This is a genomic window from Candidatus Limnocylindrales bacterium (assembly GCA_035571835.1).
In the GTDB taxonomy this organism is placed as follows: Bacteria; Desulfobacterota; Binatia; order UBA1149; family CAITLU01; genus DATNBU01.
In genome coordinates this window covers 287,186-308,327 of sequence record DATNBU010000017.1, presented here as the reverse complement: position 1 = coordinate 308,327, position 21,142 = coordinate 287,186, and the positions used below count along the sequence as shown (strand labels likewise).

At 65.3% G+C, this 21,142-nt stretch carries 18 protein-coding genes; 8 read left to right on the top strand and 10 right to left on the bottom strand.

Annotation, left to right across the window (positions count from 1 at the left end; all coding sequences use genetic code 11):
• Window positions 1-3: 3 nt before the first annotated feature.
• From ccoP to VN634_08140, 5 genes are read right to left on the bottom strand one after another with little or no spacing between them, the layout of a single operon-like run.
• Entirely contained in the window at window positions 4-945 is a 942-nt protein-coding gene (gene ccoP, locus VN634_08160) for a cytochrome-c oxidase, cbb3-type subunit III (GenBank protein ID HXC50841.1), read from the bottom strand.
• Window positions 942-1,142 (bottom strand): CcoQ/FixQ family Cbb3-type cytochrome c oxidase assembly chaperone, encoded by a 201-nt coding sequence (locus VN634_08155; GenBank protein ID HXC50840.1) that lies wholly within the window; start codon window positions 1,140-1,142, stop codon window positions 942-944. The genes ccoP and VN634_08155 overlap by 4 nt, the downstream gene beginning before the upstream one ends.
• A 4-nt stretch (window positions 1,143-1,146) precedes the next feature.
• Window positions 1,147-1,758, bottom strand: a complete 612-nt coding sequence (gene ccoO / locus VN634_08150; GenBank protein HXC50839.1) for a cytochrome-c oxidase, cbb3-type subunit II — start codon at window positions 1,756-1,758, stop codon at window positions 1,147-1,149.
• A gap of 19 nt (window positions 1,759-1,777) precedes the next feature.
• Window positions 1,778-3,223, bottom strand: a complete 1,446-nt coding sequence (ccoN, locus tag VN634_08145) for a cytochrome-c oxidase, cbb3-type subunit I (GenBank protein HXC50838.1) — start codon at window positions 3,221-3,223, stop codon at window positions 1,778-1,780.
• Between the two features lie 12 nt (window positions 3,224-3,235).
• Complete coding sequence (locus VN634_08140) at window positions 3,236-3,640, bottom strand: c-type cytochrome (protein HXC50837.1); 405 nt, start codon at window positions 3,638-3,640, stop codon at window positions 3,236-3,238.
• Window positions 3,641-4,057: 417 nt separating this feature from the next.
• Here VN634_08140 and VN634_08135 point away from each other — a divergent pair, with 417 nt between their 5' ends.
• From VN634_08135 to VN634_08120, 4 genes are all read left to right on the top strand, one after another.
• On the top strand, window positions 4,058-5,467 hold the full coding sequence (locus tag VN634_08135; protein HXC50836.1) for a sialate O-acetylesterase: 1,410 nt from the start codon (window positions 4,058-4,060) through the stop codon (window positions 5,465-5,467).
• Between the two features lie 10 nt (window positions 5,468-5,477).
• Window positions 5,478-6,929, top strand: a complete 1,452-nt coding sequence (locus VN634_08130; GenBank protein HXC50835.1) for a sialate O-acetylesterase — start codon at window positions 5,478-5,480, stop codon at window positions 6,927-6,929.
• 142 nt (window positions 6,930-7,071) lie between these two features.
• Window positions 7,072-9,045, top strand: coding sequence for a hypothetical protein (locus VN634_08125; protein ID HXC50834.1), 1,974 nt, complete (start codon window positions 7,072-7,074; stop codon window positions 9,043-9,045).
• Between the two features lie 278 nt (window positions 9,046-9,323).
• Complete coding sequence (locus tag VN634_08120; GenBank protein HXC50833.1) at window positions 9,324-11,027, top strand: hypothetical protein; 1,704 nt, start codon at window positions 9,324-9,326, stop codon at window positions 11,025-11,027.
• A 10-nt stretch (window positions 11,028-11,037) separates the two neighbouring features.
• Here the strand turns inward: VN634_08120 and VN634_08115 are convergent, their stop codons facing one another.
• The 3 genes from VN634_08115 to VN634_08105 form a co-directional block, all read right to left on the bottom strand.
• Entirely contained in the window at window positions 11,038-12,495 is a 1,458-nt protein-coding gene (locus VN634_08115; GenBank protein HXC50832.1) for a hypothetical protein, read from the bottom strand.
• Window positions 12,492-13,838, bottom strand: coding sequence for a sialate O-acetylesterase (locus tag VN634_08110; GenBank protein ID HXC50831.1), 1,347 nt, complete (start codon window positions 13,836-13,838; stop codon window positions 12,492-12,494). The genes VN634_08115 and VN634_08110 overlap by 4 nt, the downstream gene beginning before the upstream one ends.
• A 230-nt stretch (window positions 13,839-14,068) precedes the next feature.
• Window positions 14,069-15,421, bottom strand: a complete 1,353-nt coding sequence (locus VN634_08105; protein ID HXC50830.1) for a sigma-54 dependent transcriptional regulator — start codon at window positions 15,419-15,421, stop codon at window positions 14,069-14,071.
• 85 nt (window positions 15,422-15,506) lie between these two features.
• Between VN634_08105 and VN634_08100 the strand changes: the two genes are divergently transcribed.
• Window positions 15,507-16,766: a protoglobin domain-containing protein gene (locus tag VN634_08100; GenBank protein HXC50829.1), complete on the top strand. Its 1,260-nt coding sequence runs from the start codon at window positions 15,507-15,509 to the stop codon at window positions 16,764-16,766.
• A 1-nt stretch (window position 16,767) separates the two neighbouring features.
• Here the strand turns inward: VN634_08100 and VN634_08095 are convergent, their stop codons facing one another.
• On the bottom strand, window positions 16,768-17,268 hold the full coding sequence (locus VN634_08095) for a hypothetical protein (protein ID HXC50828.1): 501 nt from the start codon (window positions 17,266-17,268) through the stop codon (window positions 16,768-16,770).
• Between the two features lie 288 nt (window positions 17,269-17,556).
• Between VN634_08095 and VN634_08090 the strand changes: the two genes are divergently transcribed.
• The 3 genes from VN634_08090 to VN634_08080 all read left to right on the top strand — a co-directional run bounded on the left by VN634_08090 (window position 17,557) and on the right by VN634_08080 (window position 20,572).
• Window positions 17,557-18,417 (top strand): phytanoyl-CoA dioxygenase family protein, encoded by an 861-nt coding sequence (locus VN634_08090; GenBank protein HXC50827.1) that lies wholly within the window; start codon window positions 17,557-17,559, stop codon window positions 18,415-18,417.
• Window positions 18,418-18,493: 76 nt separating this feature from the next.
• Window positions 18,494-19,540: a TIGR03617 family F420-dependent LLM class oxidoreductase gene (locus VN634_08085; GenBank protein ID HXC50826.1), complete on the top strand. Its 1,047-nt coding sequence runs from the start codon at window positions 18,494-18,496 to the stop codon at window positions 19,538-19,540.
• Between the two features lie 18 nt (window positions 19,541-19,558).
• Window positions 19,559-20,572, top strand: a complete 1,014-nt coding sequence (locus VN634_08080) for a cyclase family protein (protein HXC50825.1) — start codon at window positions 19,559-19,561, stop codon at window positions 20,570-20,572.
• A 76-nt stretch (window positions 20,573-20,648) separates the two neighbouring features.
• Here the strand turns inward: VN634_08080 and VN634_08075 are convergent, their stop codons facing one another.
• Window positions 20,649-21,080 carry a GNAT family N-acetyltransferase gene (locus VN634_08075; GenBank protein HXC50824.1) on the bottom strand — a complete coding sequence of 144 codons (432 nt, stop codon included), beginning with the start codon at window positions 21,078-21,080 and terminating at the stop codon, window positions 20,649-20,651.
• Window positions 21,081-21,142 lie beyond the last annotated feature (62 nt).

Sequence of the window (21,142 nt, the reverse complement as noted above, 5' to 3'; positions counted from 1 at the left end):
GCTCTATCTCGCGGCGACGTCCGGATGCGACAGGCTGTAGACGTACGTCGCAACCAGGTGCGCTTTCTGCTCGCCGAGGATGTCGGCATGCGCCGGCATCTTGCCGGAACGGCCACTCCGCAGCCCGAACTCGATGTCCTCGGCGCTGCCGCCGAAGAGCCAGATGTCGTCGGTCAGGTTCGGCGAGCCCATCGCCTTGTTGCCTTTGGCGTCCATGCCGTGGCACGCGATGCAGATCGTGTTGAAGCGCGCCTTGCCGGCTTCGGCGAGCTTTGCGTCGGCCGGCTGGCCCGAAAGGCTCAGCACATACGCCACGACTTCCTTGACGCCCTGATCGCCGCCGAGCGCGGGCGCAAACGGCGGCATCATCGCGAAGCGCCCGCCGAGAATCGTCGTCTGGATCGTCTCCGGCTCTCCGCCGAACAGCCAGTCGTCGTCGGTCAGGTTTGGAAAGCCGACGCCGCCGCGCGCGTCGGCGCCGTGGCAGGCCGCGCAGTTGTTCGCGAACAGCCGCTGGCCGATGCCGACGGCCTGCGGATCGTGAATCAGGTCCGTAATGGGCCTTGCCGCAAACGCGGCATAGATCGGCCCGTACTTCGCCTGCGCGTCGCGCACTTCGTCGTCGTACTGACCTTTTGCGGACCAGCCGAGCGTACCGCCGAAGCTGCCGAGGCCGGGATAAAGCACGCAGTAGACGATCGTGAAGACGATCGTCCCGACGAACATCCACAGCCACCAGCGCGGAAGCGGAAGATCGTACTCTTCGATTCCGTCGAACGAGTGGCCCATCGTCTCGCCGGCAGCACCGTCATCGACGCTTTTGGTTCGCGCCCAGAACAGGATCCACGCCGATGCGACGACGTTGACGACGACGATCAGCGTAACGTACGCGCTCCACCCTCCCGTCAGTCCGACGGCGGCGGCTGCTGCATCGGGCGCGCTCATCGTGCTTCCTTGCGTGCAGCATCCGGGCGGAAGTTCGCATCACCGACGTCGACGAACGGCAGCATCGATGCGTCTTCGAAGCGGCGCCGCTGCGCCGGGGCCCACGCCCACACGCACAGTGCGACGAACGACAGAAGCAGAAGCACCGTCCCGATCCCGCGAATGACTCCCTCGTCGATCCATCCCGCAATCGGCATGGCCCTACCTCTTGCCTTTCATGACGAGGCCGAGCTGCTGCAGGTAGGAGATGAGCGCATCGATTTCCTGTTTTCCCGCAACGGCAGCTTTGGCGCCTGCGATGTCGGTGTCGGTGTACGGCACCCCGACGGCGCGCAGCGCTTTCATCTTGGTTCCGGTGTTTTCACCGTCGAGCGCGTTGTCGAACAGCCATGGAAACGCCGGCATGTTCGACTCGGGCACGACGTCGCGCGGGTTGCGAAGGTGCACCTTGTGCCACTCGTCGCTGTAGCGGCCGCCGACACGCGCGAGATCCGGCCCGGTGCGCTTGGAGCCCCACAGGAACGGATGCTCGTAGACGGATTCACCGGCGACCGAGTAGTGACCGTAGCGCTCGGTTTCCGCGCGCAGCGGCCGGACCATCTGCGTGTGGCAGACGTGGCAGCCGTCGCGGATGTAGATGTCTCGGCCTTCGAGGGCGAGAGCGTCGAGCGGCTTCATGCCTTCGACTGCAGCCGAAACGTCGTCCTGGAACATCAGCGGGACGATCTCGGCGAGGCCGCCGAAGCTGACGACGACGACGATCAGCACTCCCATCAGGCCGATGTTCTTCTCGAAAGGCGTCTGGTTTGCCATGACGGTTCCCCGGACCCGCTCAGCCGACAGCCGGTTCGGCAAGCGCTTCGAGCACCGGCTCGTCGGCTTCCTCCGCCGTCAGCGTGCACCAGACGTTCCACGCCATCACCAGCATTCCGATGAAGAACACGAGGCCGCCGCCGACGCGCACGACGTAATACGGATGCGTCGCCTGCAGCGCTTCGACGAACGTGTAGGTCAGCGTGCCGTCCTCGTTGAACGCGCGCCACATCAGGCCCTGCATGAGGCCGGCAATCCACATCGCCGCGATGTAGAGGACGATTCCGACCGTCGACAGCCAGAAATGCACGTTGACGAGCGGCGTGCTGTACATCTTCTGCTTGCCCCACAGCTTCGGGAGCATCGCGTACAGACAGCCGATCGTGATCATCGCGACCCAGCCGAGAGCGCCCGAGTGCACGTGCGCGATCGTCCAGTCGGTGTCGTGGGTGAGCGCGTTGACGGTCTTGATCGACATCATCGGCCCTTCGAACGTCGACATTCCGTAGAACGACAGCGCGACGATCATGAATCGGAGAATGGGATCGGTGCGCAGCTTGTCCCATGCGCCCGAGAGCGTCATGAGCCCGTTGATCATTCCGCCCCAGGACGGCGCCCACAGCAGGATCGAGAAGACGACGCCGAGGCTCTGCGCCCAGTCCGGAAGCGCGCTGTAGTGCAGATGATGCGGGCCGGCCCACATGTAGATGCCGATCAGCGCCCAGAAGTGCACGACCGAAAGTCGGTACGAATACACGGGACGCCCGGCCTGCTTCGGAACGAAGTAGTACATCATTCCGAGAAAGCCCGCGGTCAGGAAGAAACCGACCGCATTGTGGCCGTACCACCACTGCACCATCGCATCGACGGTGCCGGCGTAGATCGAGTAGGACTTGAAGAGCGAGACCGGGATCTCGAGGCTGTTGATGACGTGGAGCAGCGCGACGGTGATGATGAACGCGCCGAAGAACCAGTTGGCGACGTAGATGTGCGGCGTCTTGCGACGCATGATCGTGCCGAAGAACACGACGCCGACCGAAATCCACACGACCGCGATCAGCAGATCGATCGGCCACTCGAGCTCCGCGTACTCTTTTGCCGTGGTGTACCCGAGCGGAAGCGTGATGGCGGCAAGCACGATCACGAGCTGCCAGCCCCAGAACGTGAACTTCGCGAGCGCCGGCGCGAACAGGCGCACTCCGCACGTTCGCTGCACGACGAGGTACGCCGACGCGAACAGCGCGCAGCCGCCGAACGCGAAGATGACCGCGTTGGTATGCAGCGGCCGCAGCCTTCCGTAGCTAAGGAACGGAACCGCCGGCGTGACGTCCGGCCATGCGAGCTGGATCGCAAGGATCAGCCCGACGAGCATTCCGACGATGCCCCAGACCAGCGACATCACCGCAAACTGGCGGACGACGCCGTAGTCGTAGTCGTCCGGCGCCACTGCCACCGCATTGCTCATATCGGCGAGTTCCTACTTGGCGCCGAGGCCGCGAACATGGGCGACGAGCGCCTTGACGACGTCCGGCTTGGGGGCCAGATCCGCGTTGGGGACCATCAGCATGCTCAGCCCGACCGATTGGCCGCCTTCGAGAATGACTTTCTGGAGATGGTCGTCGGTGACCGATTTCTGCCAGTCGGCCGACGTGAAATCGCGCGGCTTCGGAACGAGCGCTGCTGCCGCAGCGCCGTCACCCTTTCCGCCGGCGCCGTGACACGTCGAGCAGCGCTGCTGCCAGACCGTGTCGGCCTCCTGCGTCGCTGCCGCAGGAATCTCTTCGGCCGATGCGATGCTCGCGATCAGCATGAAAACTGCCGCGAGCAGCGCGACGGCCAGGCCCATGCGATCGGCTCGCTGCGTGACGACAACTTCGGTCATGGTTTTTCTCTCCCGCGCCTGTCCATGAAATTCCCCAGATTCCTCTTGAGACGCCGTGCGGCGTACAGCGCCGAAAGCAAGGACTCGGCCAACGCGGCGTGCGAGCGGAAGTCGCTGTTTTTCGGCGCAGTTGACGATTTCCGTGCATCCAGGATTCCCAGAGCTGGGAAGTGCAGCTACCGATGTCGCAGATATGCGGTCCGGATTGACGCCGCGGGAGACGCCTTCGCGACTCACGCCGCGCTTCAGACGGGAATGCGCGGGAAGAAGCCCCGGCCCGCGCAAAGCAGTTCCGGCAGTCCAGGCAATGCGGGTTGACTAGCGGCCCGGTAGCGGTCGATATTCGGCGACCAATTCAGGCAGCCGGGCACCTCGTTCGCGTGGCCCCGACACCCGCCGGAACTGATAGAGGGGTTCATGCGACAGTTCGGTTCACTGGGTGCGCTCACCGCCGTCGTCATGCTGTTGTCGCTCTTCCCGGCGGCGCCGGGTCGGGCCGACGTCACGCTGGCGATCGACATCGACCACGGCCGCGTTCCGCAGCTCTTCGACGACCACATGATGCTGCAGCGCGATACCAACGCGGCGGTTTATGGAGAGGCCGATCCCGGCGAAACAGTCAGCGTCTCGGTCGCCGGCCAGACCAAGACGACCGTCACTCCCGCCAGCGGCCACTGGCGCGTCGAGCTCGACCCGGTGCCGGCCGGCGGGCCCTACGACCTCGTCATCCAGGGCAACAACACGATCACGCTGCACGACGTGCTGTTCGGCGACATCTGGGTGCTCAGCGGCCAGTCGAACATGATGATCAAGCGTCCGTGGCCCGGCGAGGTCGATGACTATCCGAACGCTCGCGTGTTCAAGACCACGTGGACCAGCCGACCCGGCGGGCTGCCGTTCGATTTCGCGCGAACGCTGAACGAGGACCTCGGCGTTCCGGTCGGCGTGCTGCAGCGCGCGATGCGCGGATCGTCCGGCCTCGTGCGCACGTGGCTCGGCCCTTCGGTTGTCGATTCTACCGATCCGGTGATCCAGGAGGTCGTCGCGACCGGCGACTACGGCCAGTCGTACGAGGCCGTCATCGACGGCGTCACCGGCTTCGCGGTCAAAGGCTTCATCTGGTGGCAGGGCGCCAGCGACATCCGGCGGCGTGCCGATCCGGGTCCGTTCTACAGCCATGCATTCCCGGCGATGATCCAGTCGTGGCGCAACGCCTGGAACCGCGGCGACCTTCCGTTTCTTTTCCTTCAGGAGTCCGTCGGGCGCGGCCTGCAGCCCGAGCAGCCGCTGCCGAGCCCGTATCCGGCCGCCGACAACGACGATCCGTTCCCCGTCGCGCGCATGCGCCAGGCGTTCATCGAAGGTCTCGCGCTGCCCGAGACGCAGGTCATCACGTCGTCCGATCTGGTCGGCGGCCTGCATCCGAAGGACCGCGCCGGCTACCTGCTGCGCATCGAGAGCGCGGTGCTCGGCTTCGTCTACGGCTACGACATGACGTTTACCGGTCCGACCTACCAGGGCATGTCGATCGAGGACGGCAACAAGGTCCGCATCCGCTTCCGCGAGCACACCGCAAACGAGCTGCACTCGCGCGGTCCGTTGCAGGGATTCTCGATTACCGCCGATCGCCAGCACTACGTGTGGGCGAACGCCGAAATCCAGGGCGAAGAAGTCGTCGTCTGGAGCGACGACGTTCCGACTCCGGTCGAAGTCCGCTACGGCTACGACGAGGACTACACGTTCGCCAATCTGTTCAATTACTCCGAAATCGGCGAGCTCGGCTGCCCGACGTTCACGACCGACGCCGCGCCGGCCCCGTGGCCGTAAAGCCGGGCGCATGATTTCCGTCCGCTCATTTATCCGCATTGCGCTCCGGTCTGCGGGCCTCTGCGGCGTTCGCGGCCTTTCCATCGTGGCGGCTGCAGCGCTTGTCGTAACGCTCGGCCCGGCGCGCGCGGGCGCCGACGTAAGTCTCGCGCTCGATTCGTCCAAGGGCGAGCCGCCGTCGCTGTTCTCGGACGGCATGGTGCTGCAGCGCGATGCCGTCGTTCCGGTTTTCGGCAAGGCGGATCCCGGCGAAGCGGTCGAAGTCACGATCGCTTCGCAGACCAAGAGCACGGTCGCGGCTGCCAACGGCACGTGGCGGGTCGAGCTCGATCCGGTCGCTGCCGGCGGCCCGTACGAGCTCGTCGTGCATGGCAACAACACGATCACCATCGGCAATGTTCTCGCCGGCGATGTCTGGGTATGCGCGGGGCAATCGAACCTCGTCATACGCCGACCGCGGCAAAGCGAGCTCGACCTGTACCCGACCATCCGCACGATGGGTCGCGGCGGCCAGTGGGACGAGCGACCGTCGGCGATGGCGTTCGCGTTCGCGCGCGAGCTCAATGCCGAGCTCGGCGTGCCGATCGGTCTGATCAATCGCGCAGCCGGCGGCACGTCGATGCGCAACTGGCTGTCGCCGTCGGCCGCATCGGATCCGGATCCGGACGTGCAGGCGATCGTTTCGACGTGGGACAGCTGGGGCGACGAATACGAGCGGCAGGTGCAGCCGTTTGCCGGGTACGCAATCCGCGGAGTTCTCTACTGGCAGGGCGAACAGGATCTGAAGCTCGCGCGCCAGCATCCGGGCAACATCGATATTTTCTATCACCTGCTGCCCGCGCTCATTCGATCGTGGCGTGCCGACTGGCAGAGCGGGAACATTCCGTTCGTGCTCGTGCAGCTTCCGACCGGCGGCGGGCTGCAGCTCGAACAAACCGTTGCTCCGCTGCCGCTCGCGCCGCCTGCGGAAGGCATTGCCGTGCGCATGCGCCAGGCGACGTTCAACGGGCTCAGCGAGCCGGCAACGACGCTGATGGTGTCGGTCGACGTCGAAGGCGCGGTGCATCCGAAGGACCGCGAGCTCTACGGCTACCGCCTCGCCAACGCCGCGCTCGGCGGCAGCGCATACGGCGAGAGCTTCGCGTATTCGGGTCCGATCTACGCGTCGATGACGCTCGAAGCTGCCGGTCGCGTGCGTCTTCGCTTCAAGCCGAACACCGCCGAAGGTCTCGTTGCCGAAGGCGGCCCGCTGCAGGGATTCTCGATCTCCGAAGACGGAGAGAATTTCGTGTGGGCTGAGGCCGAGATCCAGGGCAACGAAGTCGTGGTCTGGAACGATGCGATCGCCGCGCCGACCGTCGTGCATTACGCGTGGGATCACTTCCCGACTTGGGCGAATCTCTTCAACGGCACCGGCCTCGGCACTGCGCCGTTCTCGACTACGGAAACGCCGGCGCCGTAAGCAGGTACAGATCTGTCGTTATCGACTCGCGTCCTCGTCGAATTGGCTGGTGCGGATCGACCAGGCTTGGTTTTTGGCTCGAGCACGGAAGTAGTGTTGTAACGCGCGACACGAGCGCATCGATCGCAAGGGGACCGCCGCCATGCAAATCCGAAGGTACGGAGCCGTCGCGGCGGCCTGCGCCGTCATTCTTTTGTCCGCCGCACACGCGCATGCGCTTACGGCAACTATCGCCGACGACGTCTGTGCGAGCGACGCCGATCCCTGCAATATCACCGGTCCGGTCGACGTAACTGACGGAGCGGTCCTCGACTTCCAGACGCGCACGGTCAACGTGACTGGCGCCGGTCAGCTGAATTTCGGCGACGGCGAAGGAACGATCCTGAGCGGACTGTTCCATGCCGCGACGACCGAACCGGCCATCCGATCGCGCGTCACGCTTGGCTCCGGCCAGACCGAAAGCGGAAAGATCACGATCACGACACGACGTCTTTGTTCGACCGGCGGCCCGGCGGACACCTGCGAAACGAACGCCAGCTGCCAGCTCGGAACCTGCGGTTACTACCGCTGCTCGGGCAATGCACAGTTGATATGCACTTCCGATGATCGTTGCCAGGCAGGTCCCTGCAACGGCTCCAGCTGTACGAACTCCGAGAGCTATTTCTCCTGCAGTACCAACGCCGATTGTGATTTCGGCGCATGCGGCTCGCAGCCGACCTGCTCGCGCCTTCACGAGGGAACCAGCGTCGCGTGCGCCGACGACGCCGATTGCGACCTCGGTACGTGCACGGTCGGCGACGGTTCGATCATGATCGGCGGCGGCATCGACGGGCGCTCGGACGCTCCTGCCAGCGTTACGCTGCGCGCGGCAGGCTCGGTGTCGATCGCTGGCGACGTCGACCTGTCTTGTTCTGCGGATTACGCGGCCGGCAGCCTGACGGTCCATGCGCTCGACGGAGACGCCAGCATCAGCGGAGAGATCCGGGCGACCGCAAATCTCTGGCGAGGCGGGCACGTCTCGATCGACGCTTCGCAGGATACGGTGATCTCGGCGCCGATCGATCTGACCGGCAGCAATTACTACGACGTCGACGGTCTGGAACTGGCCGCCGGGCGCGACATCACGATCGCCGCGCGGATCAACGTGAGCTCCCGGACCAATGGAGGATGGGGCGGTCGAATCACCGCAATCGCCGACCGCGATATCCTCGTCGACGGAAACAGGACGTTCTCGCTGCTCGCGAACGGCTATGGCAGCAGCTACTTCAGCGACGATGGAGGCGGCAACGGTGGTGAGGTGGATCTCGAGGCGGGAGGAAAGGTAACGATCGCCTCGGACGTCCGCGTGGCCGCCAACGGCGCGGTACCGTACGGAGCCGGCGGCGCGCTCCTCGTCTACGGCGGCGTCAACGTCAAACTGGGCGGCCGTATCTCGGCAAATTCGTCCGGGTCGGGCGGCGGGTGGCTCTACGTCGAGTCCGGCGGAGACGTGCAGCTGGACGGCCAGTTCTCCGGGAAATCGCTGGCGTTCGACTACGGGTACGGCGGCTATGCCGAGATCTTCGCCGACGGCGATGTGGTCGTATCCGAGTCGGGGGATGTCAATCTTGCCGCCACCGACGGCGGGATCCTCGAAATTCGAGCCGGCGGAAACGTCGACTTCCGCGGCCACGCGAATGCGAGCGCAAAGTCGTCCGGCTACGGCGGAAGCGTCCAGCTTTTTTCCGACCACGCGAATGTCGGCGTCCCGGGAGTCATCAAGATCCGCGGCGAAGACGGCGAGATCGAGATCGATGGATGCAACGTCGAGTTGTCCGGCTCGCTGAGCAGCCATGGCGAAGGCACGTACACGACGCTGACGGCATTCGACGACCTGACGACGCTCGCGGGTAGCTCGGTGCGCACGTCGGGCGGCCAGAGCTGGATGCGCTATGCCCACGCCGACAATCCTCCGGTCATCCTCGGCAACGTCTCGCCAGTAGCGGGCCTGGTGATCGGCCTCGGGCGCGCGGACTGCCCTTACTGCGGAAACTCGGAGGTCGACGACGGCGAGACCTGCGACGATGGCAACACCGAGGCCGGCGACGGCTGCGACGGCGGATGTCACACGGAATGATTCAGTACTCGGGGTGGATGCCTTCGCGCGGCCGTGACTGCTTGGCCGCGAAGAGCAGGTAGAAGCAGCCGTTGGCCTCGTTGCAGCAGCCGTCGGCCGTCTGGCAACCGGCGGTCGTCGCGAGCGGATTGGTATCGCAGGTGTTCCACTACGTATTCGTCGATCGCAACGGGGCTGGGCGGCCCGCCGGGTTTCAAGGCCCCCTCGAACCACGCTCTTCGACCTGCCGGCGAACACGTCATTGCGCTGAAGTTGGGCTCTCTGGTAATGGCAAGCTCATGTACTGTCTCGTTCGCGACGTGATCGGCGCGCTTTGTGGGGTATTTCTCTCGGCATCGGCGACGCAAGCCCAACTGGCCTCGCTTCTCGGGCTGGAGTCGTATGCCACCGCAGTCGCCGTGCACACCGACGGGAGTATCGCCGTCGCGATTCACTCGTCCTATTCACGGTTTGCGGTCGCTCGCTACCATGCCGACGGTGCGCCGGATCGAACGTTCGGAGGGGACGGGGTCGTCCTGACAACGCTTGGAAGCGGTTTCGAGACCCCCTACGACCTCGCAATACAGACCGACGGGAAAATCGTGGCGAGCGCGCTGCTGGACGACGAATTCCGGCTGGTGCGGTATCTCTCCGACGGCAGTCTCGATCCGGATTTCGGAATCGGGGGGATCGTGACCACGGCCGTTTCGATCGAGCCGATCGCGATCCAGGATGACGGGAAGATCCTTGCCGCCGGGAGTGCACTTCTACGCTTCAACGAAGACGGCACACCCGACGCTGCGTTCGGCTCTGGCGGAAGCGCCAGCCTCGGAATCGATGCGCGGGCATGGGATGTCGCGATCGCTCCGGATGGCGACATCGTCGTCGTGAGCAGCGGGCCGATGCCGATCGCGCGGTTCCATCCCGACGGTTCGCTCGATGGAACGTTCCACGCGAGCTCGGATTCCCGCCTGACGGACGGCCGGCCTGGCGGCGTCGCCGTCCAGCCGGACGACAAAGTCGTCGTCAAGTATGGGCTGGAGTCGGAGGGCGTGATCGCACGGTACAACCCCGACGGGACCTTCGACACTACGTTCGCTGCGGACGGGGTCCTGAATCCTCCCGGCTACTCCGGCAGCGGCGGACGGGATCTGATCATTCAGCCGGATGGACGGATCGTTGCACCGTATGGCGGCGGGCTCACAGCGGATCGCTGGAACGGCGACGGTACCGTCGACACCACCTTCGGCGTAAGCGGCATCTCCTCCACGGACGCGGGCGGAGGCGACATGGCCTACGGCGAGTTTACGGCGATGGCGCTTCAGGCCGACGGTAAGCTCGTTGGCGCGGGATCCTGGCACCATGGTGGGAACACGACCACCGCGGTCGTGCGCGTAAACACCGACGGGTCTCCCGATGCGACGTTCGACGGCGAAGGCTCGCTCGTCGAATCCGATTGTCTCCACGTCATCTCCGACTGGGCGAGTTGCTATCTGGCCGGCGATACGGTGCTGAAAATCCGCAGGCCCCGCGACTCGCTCACGTGGACCTGGAAGAAAGGCGAGCCCTTCGATCACAGCGAGCTCGGAACGCCGACAATCGACAATCGGTTCACGCTATGCGTGTACGAGGAGATCTCCGGCGTAGAGCGGCTGAAGACCTGGTTCGACGCTTATGGTGGATACGACGAGGCAACGAGGTGGACCGACTTCGATCCCCGCGGATGGTCGTTCCACGCAGCGCAGGGCTTCAACCCCGATGAAGTTCGCAACTTGAGGATGCGCCCGTCACCGACCGAATCCGATGCCATGTTCAAGGCGAGCTCGTCGTACGGGGTCGCGGCGATTCCTCCGCCGGTAAGTGACACCAGCTACTTCGACGAGTCGGCCATCCTCACGGTACGTCTCGTCGGCGCGAATGGTTTCTGCGCGACGTCGCAGTATTCCGTCGCCGGCGCAGACATCAATCAACACGACTCGTTCAAGGCGAGGACCCGTCCATAAGACACCCCCTCTAGTAATCCGGGTGGATGCCTTCGCGCGGCGGCGACTGCTTCGCGCCGAACAGCAGATAGAAACAGCCGTTGGCCTCGTTGCAGCAGCCGTCGGCCGTCTGGCAGCCGGCGGTCGTCGCGAGCGGATCGTCGCGATCGACGAGCACGTAGTGGAACACCTGCGGCACGCCGCCGGGATTGAGCCCGACGAGGTCGCACGTCGAACGGAATGCAACCGCGTCACCGGTGTCGCGAAGCGTCGGGAAGTTGTTCTCGCAACCGACGGTTTCGGTGACCTGCGTGATCTGGTGCTTTCCCTTGGTCAGGAAGATCTCGGGGTTCGCATCGCTGTTGAACGGCGGAATGTCGCCGGTGCGAAGCGGCCGGTTCGGCCGGAAAAGATCGGCCTTCGATTCGAACGTCATCCGGCCGCCGCCGTCGCTGATCGCCGGGCGCGCGCTGTCCTCGGTCGCGAACGTGTACTGCCACAGCTCGTTCTTGAACAGGCGGAAGCGAAACAGCTCGTACGATGAGCTTCCGTTGCCGATCGGATCGGTATCGGTCTCGTAGACGACGAACGGGCCGCGCGCGAAGTTGCTGGCGCTCGACATCGCCGGGTTGCGGTTGATGCCGGCGCCGGGCTTGGACAGCTGCTCGATCACGCCCGTGTTCTTCGTGTAGTTGTAGATGTGCGACCCCGACGAGCCGTTGCCGAGCTGGTCGTGATCGGACTGGTACGCATTCGAGCGGCACTGGCGCGTGAACCAGTAGCCTCCGACCACCGGATGCGAGCTCGCCGTGCCCGCCGGCCCGTTGCTGACCTGCGTCGTGACCCAGAAGTTGCGGTCGAGATCGTTGTCGCCAAACGACAGGTTGAAGACCTCGTCGCTTCCGTCCGCGTTCCCGAAACCCCTGCCGGGATTTCCGACGTCCGAGCCGTCGTTGTCGTCGAGATCGGCGTTGCTGCGGAACGTCAGGCATTTGCCGCTTTCGCTCGCGTACACTTCGCCGTTGACGACCGGCGCCACGGTGTCGGTCACCTGCAGGAACGAGCCGTCTTGCTCGAACCACAGGAAGATTTCCGGATTGTGGTCGGCGTTGCCGACGGACGGATCGAAATCGCCCGTCGAGACGAATGCGACCAGCACGTCGCGGCCGCTGTTGACGTCGTCGGTCTCGCGCGAAGCTTCATAGCTCTCGCCGGCGACCGTATTGGTGATCCTCGTGATCGCGCCGCTCTCGGCGCTGTACATGTAGACTTCGCGGTGACCGGGCGCGGTGCCGGGACCGAGCACGTCGCCGTCGGAGACGAACACGATCGAGCTGCCCTGCTGCGAGCGAATCTTCGGCGCCTCGATCTCGCCCACAGTGTTCCGCGTGACCTGGATCAGCACCGGCGTGCTCGAATGCGCGCCGGCGTAACCTGCCGGCGCCAGGACCGCCAGAACGGCGAGGAAAAAACGGAAAAGTCTGTTCATGGAGCCGGCTCGACGTCGATCTGGAACGGTCCGGAGACCATGTCTCTTTCGTTGTAAAGATTTGCCCACCGGAACTTCGACGCGAAGCCGTAGCGCACGGCGACCGGCGACGGGACGAGCGAGCTCGCGACCACGACCTGGTTGCCGTCGATGGCCGCGCTGTCGGCCCATTCCCAGTTCTCGTGATCGGCGCTGAGCGCGAATCCCTGGAGGGCGGCGCCGGTGAACTGGAGGCTGTCGGCGGTGTGCGAGCGATAGCGAATGCGAACGCTGCTGCCTTCGGCCGTGGCCGACTCGACGATCGGGCCGGAATACGTGAAGTCCTGTCCGTAGACTTCGACGAGGACGGCGTCGGCGAGCCGCGCGGCGTACTCGGGATATTCCTGCGGCGGCGGATGAATGCCGCCGATCAGGTCCGACGTGACGATCATGGCGGTGTTCGGAACGACGTCGAGCGTGTCGATGAATGCCTGCCGCAGCGTCGACGCCCACGGGCTGCCGCGACTGCCCGCCGGAAGGTTTCGCACCGGCTCGCCGAACGGAAGTCCTTTGCCGTTGGGCAGCTGGACGTAGACGAACGGGAAATCGCCCTGGTTCCATTCGCGCCGCCATGCGCGAATCATCGCGGGGAGGATGTAGCGGTGGTCATTGGCCGTGCGGCTGTCGGCCTCGCCCTGCCACCAGATCACGCCGCGCATCGCGTACGGAACCAGATGTACGCCGACTTCCTGCCAGACGTCGCCCCAGATCGGATAGTTCGCGAGAATCTCCGGCACTTTCGGATCGGGATCATTGATCGTCGACGGCGGAAGCCACGTGCGGATGCGCGTGCCGCCTTTCGCGTTGTTGATGATGCCGATCGGAACGCCGAGCACGTCGTGCATCGTCAGCGCGAACTCCCAGCAGATGTCGCCGGGAGCGTCCGACCAGTCGTTGAACCGCAGCGCGTGCACTTCCGGATTCGCCGCGAGGCGCACCGGTCCCGGCTGCTCGAGCACCATGTTGGACTGGCCGCCGCACAGCCAGACTTCGCCGACCATCACTCCGGTCAATGCGATCTGGTTGGTTCCCTGGATGATCAGTCCCAGCGGGCCCGCGTTCGCAACCAGCGGATCGAGCGTGATGCGCCACGTTCCGTCGCCCGCGGCGGTCGTGATCTTGTTCTGGCCGGCGAACGTCACGGTGACCTGTTCGCCCGCATTCGCCGTGCCCCAGATTGGAACCGGCATCCCGCGCTGCAGCACCATTCCGTTGGTGAACAGGTGCTGGTCGACGCCCACGGCGTGCGAGGGTGTTGCCGCGAGCACGATGGCCGCAACGACCGTCGCCGCGACGGAAAACATTCGTCGTGTTGTGATCATCGATGTGTGGGCGCGAAACCGGGTCGAATGCGGCGCCGGGGGCCCAATGTATGGCCGATCGGCGGGTGGAATCCATCGCAGAACGCGCGGCGCGAGAGTCCGTCTGCACGCCGACCTTTCGCCGCGGTGCGGCGAGCGCCGGAATGCACGGAACGCAGGAAATCAGGGACAGACACCGATTTTCCGAAATCGGTGTCTGTCCCCGATTTCCGCTAGAGCCCGAGCTCTTCGATCTTGCGGTACAGCGACGACAGGCTGATGCCGAGCAGGTCGGCGGCCTTCTTCTTGTCGCCTTCGCAACGCTGCATGACGTTGCCGATATGTCCGCGCTCGTAGAACTGGATCGCGCTCTTCAGCTCGTCGCCGACCGCAGCGCCGTCGGCTGCCGAAGCGGCGGCCACCCGGTTGGGGAGATCGGCGGTCGTGATCCATTCGCCGTCGCCGACGATCATCGCGTGCTCGATCACGTTGTCGAGCTCGCGGATGTTTCCCTTCCACGGCATGCGCAGCAGCGCTTTCATCGCCGCATTGTCCACGCCGCGGAAGCGGCGGTTCATCTCGGTGTTGTGGCGCCGCACGAGAAACTCGACGAGCGCGGGAATGTCCTCGCGCCGTTCGCGCAGCGGCGGGATCTCGATGCCGAACACGTTCAGGCGATAGTACAGGTCTTCGCGAAACGTGCCTTCCTGGCAGCATTTCGCGAGATCCCGGTTGGTCGCGGCGATGATGCGAAGATCGACGCGCGAAGGCGTCGTGCCGCCGACCGGCAGGATCTCCTTCTCTTCGATTGCACGAAGCAGCTTGACCTGAAGCGACAGCGGCATCTCGCCGATCTCGTCGAGGAAGATGGTTCCGCCGCGCGAGCGCTGGAACAGGCCTTCCTGCGCCGTCACCGCTCCGGTGAACGCACCGCGCGTGTGACCGAACAGCTGCGCTTCCAGAAGCGTCTCGGGAATCGCGCCGCAGTTCACCGGCAGGAAGATACTGTCGCGCCGCTCACTGTCGCGATGGATCGCGCGCGCAACGACCTCCTTGCCCACTCCGCTTTCGCCGGTGATGAGCACCGTCGAGTTGGTCGCGGCCACCTTGTGCATCAGCGCCATGATGCGGCGCATGGACGCGCTCTCGCCGATCAGGTTGTCGAAGTCGTATTTCGATTCGACCTCACGGCGCAGGTACTGGATCTGCCACGCGAGCTCGCGGCGCTCGAGCAGACGTCCGAGCTTGGCCAGCACGTCGTCGAACGACAGCGGCTTGATCATGTAGTCGTGCGCGCCCTGGCGAAGCGCTTCGACGGCCGTCTCGACGCTCGCGTGGGCGGTCATCAGGATGACGAGGGTCTGCGGGCAGACGCGGCGTACCTCGCGCAGCAGCTCGACGCCGTCGAGCCCGGGCATGCGCAGGTCGGTGATCACGACATCGAACTCGCTGTTCTGCAGAAGCTCGACGGCCAGCTTGCCGTCGGCAGCGGTGGTGACGTCGTAGCCTTCGTCGCCGAGCACGTCCTTCAGACTCTCGCGGCTTGCCGCCTCGTCGTCGACGACCAGAATAGAACCGCGCGCCATATCGGGTGCCACCTTTGTCCAGGGATGCTGCTGCTGCAATGCGCCAGTCGTTGACTCACTGGTTGTGCGGTGCGAATCAGTCCACATGGCGACGCTCCTCGAGCTTGTCGGTATCGACGCGGAGGCCCGCGCGCGTCGGATGGAATTCCTCGGGATCACCGAGGAAGACAGGAGCCTGCTCGGGGCCCAGGCCGAGTTCGTCGAGTCGATCGCCGACGGAATGGTCGACGTGTTCTACCGGCGAATCCTGGCGTTTCCGGAAACCCGGTGTTTTCTGGAAGACCCGGCTCTCGTCACGCGCCTCAAGGCGGCGCAGCGCGCGCACTTCATCCAGCTCTGCACCGGACCGTATGACGAAGCGTACTTCGAGAGCCGTCTTCGTGTTGGGCTTGCGCACGCACGGATCCGGCTCGAGCCGCACCTGTACCTGGGCGGCTACCTCGTGCAGATCGACTACGTCCGGCAATGTTTCCTCGAACGCTTTCGCGGGGAGCCCGACCAGGCCGAGCGCTGCACGCGAGCCTTCGGCAAGATCATCATGCTCGACATCGCGCTTGCCACCGACGCGTATATCTACGGCGGCTTCGTCGAGCGCGCCACCGCCGACGTTCGCGCGTACGAAGCCGCGCTCGCCAACGAAGCGCTCGAGAACAAGGTGCGGGAAGAGGAAAAGCGCGAGGAGCTTCTGCGCATGGTCGTGCACGACATTCGTAGCCCCGTCACGGCGATGATGGCGACCGCGCGGGCCGCGCTGCGGCGCTATCGCGATGTCGCCGAAAGCCCCGGCAAGCAGTTCGCGCTCGTCGAAGCCACCGGCCAGAACGTGCTGCACATCATCGACAACATGGTCTCGCACGCGCGCGCTCCGGGCGGCGAGCTGCCGCTCGTGGCCGAGCCGTTCGACGTCTCCGAGGTGGTCAGCGCATGCGTCTCGCAGCTGATGCCGTTCGCGCAACAGACCGGCCACACGATGGTCGTCTCCATGCTTGCGCCCACGCCGTCTACGCAGCTCGACAAGGTGCTGGTGCGGCGCGTGATCTCCAACCTTCTCGTCAACGCGTGCCGTCACACTCCGGCCGGTAGCAGGATCGAAGTGGGCTGCGTGCGCGACGGGGACTGGTGCCGAGTCGTCGTGGCCGACGATGGCCCGGGACTTCCGGCAACGATTCGCGATGCGCTGAAGGACCCGGGTTCGCTTCGGCCCCGAACCGATGTGGGAGCGTACGTGGACAGCGGGCTCGGCCTGCCGTTCTGCCGCATGGCATGCGACCGCATGGGAGGACTGCTCGAGCTCCAGCCATCTCCGCGACGCGGAACACGCTTCGTCGTTCATCTGCCTGCCTAGCCTACGAGTGAACCGGCAACGCCGCAGGCTTGCCGGTCCTGTCGTGCGACGTTGCCTTGCGAACGGCGCCGCGTCCGCGTTTCGCGGATTTCGTGTCGGATTCGATCAGTCGAAGAACGCGACGGATCTCGACTCCGGCAACCTCGAGGAGGGTCGAATGGAGCTCGCTGCGCGGCGCGGCGTCGAGCGATTCGACCAGCTGGATCGCGCTCGGTTCGTCCGGCGCCTCGTCCAGACGCGCGCGCACGCGGTCTACGGCCTTTCGAAGCGAAGCCAGTTGCAGCGGGACCTGGACGAGAAACGGCCCGTCGTCTCCGAGGGCGACCGACATCTCGGCAGCGGCATGCAGCAGCCTCGCCTTCTGCCGTTCGCCCGCGGCGGCGCTTGCCCATGCGGCTGCTCGCTCCGATGCGACCGCGGGGGAAGCCGCCAGTGCCGCGTACGCGGACGCCACCTCGTCTTCGAGTGCGGAGCATCGGCGAAGTGCTTCCCGGTAGAACATTGCGCGCTGGTCTGAGCAGGAAGCATGCCGAGGCCGGACAGCCGTTCTCGAGCACCGAAACAGCAGGCCTTTGCCATCCGCACGCTGCGTCGCAAATCGATGAACCGGGCAGATTTTGGCGAGATTGGGAATGGCCCTGGCCGCACTTGTCAGCGCCGGGAACGGCGCATCGCCGACGGTCCGGCCGGCATCCTGCGGCGCCTGCGGCCACGGCTTCCCCGCGATCGTGCGCGCCTGGCGCGTCAGGTTTGTTGACTGCGCAGGCGCCGACCGCTTTTTTCTGCGCGCATGGATTTCGACACGGCCTCGCACATCGCGCGGATCGAACGCGACGGTTACACGGTCATCGAGGACTTCCTGTCCGCCGACGTTCTCGCGGAGGTGCGGCGGGTCCTGGCGCTGTATCTCGATACCAACTCGGGGCGTAACGACTTCGAAGGGCTCAAGACCGAGCGTGTCTATACGCTGGTGGCGCGGGCGCGGGTGTTCTGGGACATCGTGCTCGACGAACGCGTGCTCGCGCTCTGTGATCGCTTCCTGCTTCCGAACTACCTGCTGACCGCGTCGCAGGCGATCCGCATCCTTCCCGGAGAGACGCCGCAGCCGGTCCACAGCGACGATTCGTTCCATCTGCTGCCGCGGCCGCGTCCGATGATCTCGCTCTCGACGATCGTCGCGGTCGACGCGTTCACCGCCGACAACGGAGCGACCAGCATCATCCCCGGCAGCCACCTGTGGGACGAGGAACGCGCGAGCGCGCAGTATTCGTTCCGGCCGGGGCACGACGAAAACATGGAGAGCCTCGCGCGCCAGGCCATTCCCGCAATCATGCCGGCGGGTGCGGCGATCGTGTTCTCGGGGACGCTGCTGCACGGCGGCGGTGCGAACTCGAGCAATGCGCCGCGGCTCGCGTTCTCGAACCAGTACTGCCAGCCGTGGGCTCGCCCGCAGGAAAACTTCTTTCTCGGCGTTCCGATCGACGTTGCCCGCCAGATGCCGCCGCGGCTGCAGGCGCTGCTCGGTTATTCGATACACCCGCCATTCATCGGACAGGTGACCGCAAGTCATCCGATCAAGGCACTGGCACCGGATTACGAAAATCGCGTCACCGCGCAGGCAATCGCCGCCGGCGCGCGGCTGCCCGAGTAGCGCGCTTCGTCACGCCGATACGCTCGCATTCCGTTTCGCAGATCGTCCGGCACATCGTCCGGCAAAGGATTTGTCCATGCGCGTAGAGACCGGTCTCCCACTTGGCAACTGGCGCAGCGTCGCCGACCACGCCCGCAGGGCCGAAGCTGCAGGCTATGACGGCGTGCTCAGCTACGAGATCGGACACGATCCCTTCGCGCCGCTGGTGATCGCCGCGACCGCGACCGAACGCGTGCGTCTCGGCACCGCGATCGCCGTGTGTTTTCCGCGCAGCCCGATGGTCATGGCCAACATCGCCCGCGATCTTCATGCCGAGAGCGGCGGGCGCTTCACGCTCGGCCTCGGCACGCAGGTCAAAGGGCACAACGAGCGCCGCTTCAGCGTTCCATGGACGGCGCCGCTTCCGCGGCTGCGCGAATACGTCGAAGCGCTGCGCGCGATCTGGCGCTGCTGGGAGACCGGAGGAAAGCTCGCGTTCGAAGGGCAGCATTACACGTTCACGCTGATGACGCCGGAGTTCTCGCCGCCGCCGACCGGGCTCGGTCCGATTCCGGTGACGATCGCAGCCGTAAAGCCTGCGATGATCGGACTTGCCGGCCGCCTGTGCGACGGCATCCGCCTGCACGGCTTCGCAACGCGCCGCTACCTGGAAACCGTCGCGATGCCGGCGCTCGAGGAAGGATTGCGCGCGAGCGGGCGCGAGCGGAGGGCATTCGAGATCTGGGGCGGAGGCTTCATCGCGACCGGCGCAGACGACGAGGCCGTGGCGAAGTCGCTCGAAGCAATCCGCTACCGGATCGCGTTCTACGGCTCGACGCGCAGCTACCACGGCGTGCTCGAATCGCACGGCGCCGAAGAGCTCGGCCACAAGCTGCACGACATGTCGAAGCAGGGCCGCTGGAAGGAAATGGCCGCGGAAGTTCCCGACGACCTGCTCTACGAGTTCGTCGCGATTGGCCGCTACGACCAGCTCGCGGCGGCCGTCGCGAAGCGCTTCGGCGGCATCGCCGACTCGATCACGATCGATTTCCCGCGCGGCGTCTCGACGGAGCAGGCGGCCGAGCTGGTCGCGGATCTCAAGGCGATTCCGTGCACATTCCGGGGTTTCGACGCGGCCATCTGACGTCGAACCCGGCTTCGCGTGATTGAGCAGCGCGGACGTGGCACCGTCGCCGCCATGGCCGACATCGACTTCGACAAGATCCCGCGCTTCTCCGAGCTTCCGGTCCGCAAGGATGCGCCTCCCGAATCGAACTGGGGCGTATTCGGTGACGATGACGAGCTTGGCTGCCTCAACTTCCTGACCGCGCGCGGCGTCGTCGAAGCTGCAAAGCTGGTGCGCAAGGGCCGTGTGTTCCGGCTCGACACGCCGATCAACTACGCAACGCCGCCGCTGTTCAACCGCAGCCCCGCGCGTCACACGATCGTGAGCTTCGAGCAGTACGGGCTTCTCGGCCATGACGATTCGCTCGACGCATACAACACGCAGGAAGGCAGCCAGTGGGACGGACTCGGGCATGTCGGCCACGTCCGCCATCGCGCGTACTACAACGGCGTCACCGACGACCAGATCCAGGACGGCACCGGCGGCAAGCTCGGAATCCATAAGTGGTCGAACAAGTTCGTCGGCCGCGGCGTGCTGATCGACGTGCGTGCGCATACCGAAAAGTTGGGGCGACCGATCGATCCGCTCACGAGCGCCTCCTACTCGCTGGCGGACCTCGAGGATGCGCTGGCCGCGCAGCACGCCACGCTGGAGCCCGGATCGATCCTGCTGGTGCGCACCGGCTGGCTCGGGGCCTATCTCGCATCGAGCGACGAACAGAAGATCGCGATGGCTCCGCTCAATGCGCTCGCAGCGTGCGGGATCGAATCGTCGAGCGAGCTCATCGCATGGCTGTGGGATCATCGCGTGGCCGCGATCGGCACCGATTGCCCGGCCGTGGAACCGTGGCCGTGGTCGTTCGGCGACGAGAGCGCGCTCCACTACCGCACGCTTTCGCTGATGGGTCTTCCGCTCGGCGAGCAGTTCGTCCTCGACGAGCTCGCGGCGGATTGCGCCGCCGACGGAAGCTACGAATTCATGCTGGTGTCGGCGCCGATGCACCTTGAAGGCGGCATCGCGACGCCGCCGAATGCGGTGGCGATCAAGTAGCCAGAAACGCCACCGCGCAGCGAATGTTCGGCACGCGAGAAAGCCGGTCGAGAAATGCGAGCCGCTCGCGAGCGGATCATTCCCGGCACAGCGTCTTGTGCATCGATCGATGCGCAATTCCGGCATCCTCGAATACCGGCCCGTGTGCCGCGTAACCGCGCCGTTCGTAAAACGGGATGACGGCAACCTGCGCGGACAGTACGACCTCGGTGAGGCCAATGGCCCGTGCGTGACACTCGACCGCATCCATGAGGCGGCTTCCCGCGCCGCAACCGCGCCACGGCTCGCGGACGGCCACGCGCTCTACCTTTGCATGGCCATCCACGACCCGAAGACGCGCCGTGCCGATGGTTTTGTCCCCGATCACTGCAATGAAATGGGTCGCATCGCCGTCGAGTCCGTCGATCTCTCGATCGATCGGCACGCCTTGACCCCGAACGAACACTTCGCGGCGGATCGCAAACAGCTGCTCCATCTCGGTGGAGCAGGCGAGTCGGACTTCGATCATGCGCGGTCGTAGCCGGGCCGAATTTTCTGGACAAGAGCGCGCCTACCGTTTAACTGACGAAC

Excerpts from the sequence above, each read along its gene's own strand:
- ccoP (HXC50841.1), bottom strand. The coding sequence starts at position 945 with ATGAGCGCGCCCGATGCAGCAGCCGCCGCCGTCGGACTGACGGGAGGG.
- VN634_08155 (HXC50840.1), bottom strand. The coding sequence starts at position 1,142 with ATGCCGATTGCGGGATGGATCGACGAGGGAGTCATTCGCGGGATCGGG.
- ccoO (HXC50839.1), bottom strand. The coding sequence starts at position 1,758 with ATGGCAAACCAGACGCCTTTCGAGAAGAACATCGGCCTGATGGGAGTG.
- ccoN (HXC50838.1), bottom strand. The coding sequence starts at position 3,223 with ATGAGCAATGCGGTGGCAGTGGCGCCGGACGACTACGACTACGGCGTC.
- VN634_08140 (HXC50837.1), bottom strand. The coding sequence starts at position 3,640 with ATGACCGAAGTTGTCGTCACGCAGCGAGCCGATCGCATGGGCCTGGCC.
- VN634_08135 (HXC50836.1), top strand. The coding sequence starts at position 4,058 with ATGCGACAGTTCGGTTCACTGGGTGCGCTCACCGCCGTCGTCATGCTG.
- VN634_08130 (HXC50835.1), top strand. The coding sequence starts at position 5,478 with ATGATTTCCGTCCGCTCATTTATCCGCATTGCGCTCCGGTCTGCGGGC.
- VN634_08125 (HXC50834.1), top strand. The coding sequence starts at position 7,072 with ATGCAAATCCGAAGGTACGGAGCCGTCGCGGCGGCCTGCGCCGTCATT.
- VN634_08120 (HXC50833.1), top strand. The coding sequence starts at position 9,324 with ATGTACTGTCTCGTTCGCGACGTGATCGGCGCGCTTTGTGGGGTATTT.
- VN634_08115 (HXC50832.1), bottom strand. The coding sequence starts at position 12,495 with ATGAACAGACTTTTCCGTTTTTTCCTCGCCGTTCTGGCGGTCCTGGCG.
- VN634_08110 (HXC50831.1), bottom strand. The coding sequence starts at position 13,838 with ATGTTTTCCGTCGCGGCGACGGTCGTTGCGGCCATCGTGCTCGCGGCA.
- VN634_08105 (HXC50830.1), bottom strand. The coding sequence starts at position 15,421 with ATGGCGCGCGGTTCTATTCTGGTCGTCGACGACGAGGCGGCAAGCCGC.
- VN634_08100 (HXC50829.1), top strand. The coding sequence starts at position 15,507 with ATGGCGACGCTCCTCGAGCTTGTCGGTATCGACGCGGAGGCCCGCGCG.
- VN634_08095 (HXC50828.1), bottom strand. The coding sequence starts at position 17,268 with ATGTTCTACCGGGAAGCACTTCGCCGATGCTCCGCACTCGAAGACGAG.
- VN634_08090 (HXC50827.1), top strand. The coding sequence starts at position 17,557 with ATGGATTTCGACACGGCCTCGCACATCGCGCGGATCGAACGCGACGGT.
- VN634_08085 (HXC50826.1), top strand. The coding sequence starts at position 18,494 with ATGCGCGTAGAGACCGGTCTCCCACTTGGCAACTGGCGCAGCGTCGCC.
- VN634_08075 (HXC50824.1), bottom strand. The coding sequence starts at position 21,080 with ATGATCGAAGTCCGACTCGCCTGCTCCACCGAGATGGAGCAGCTGTTT.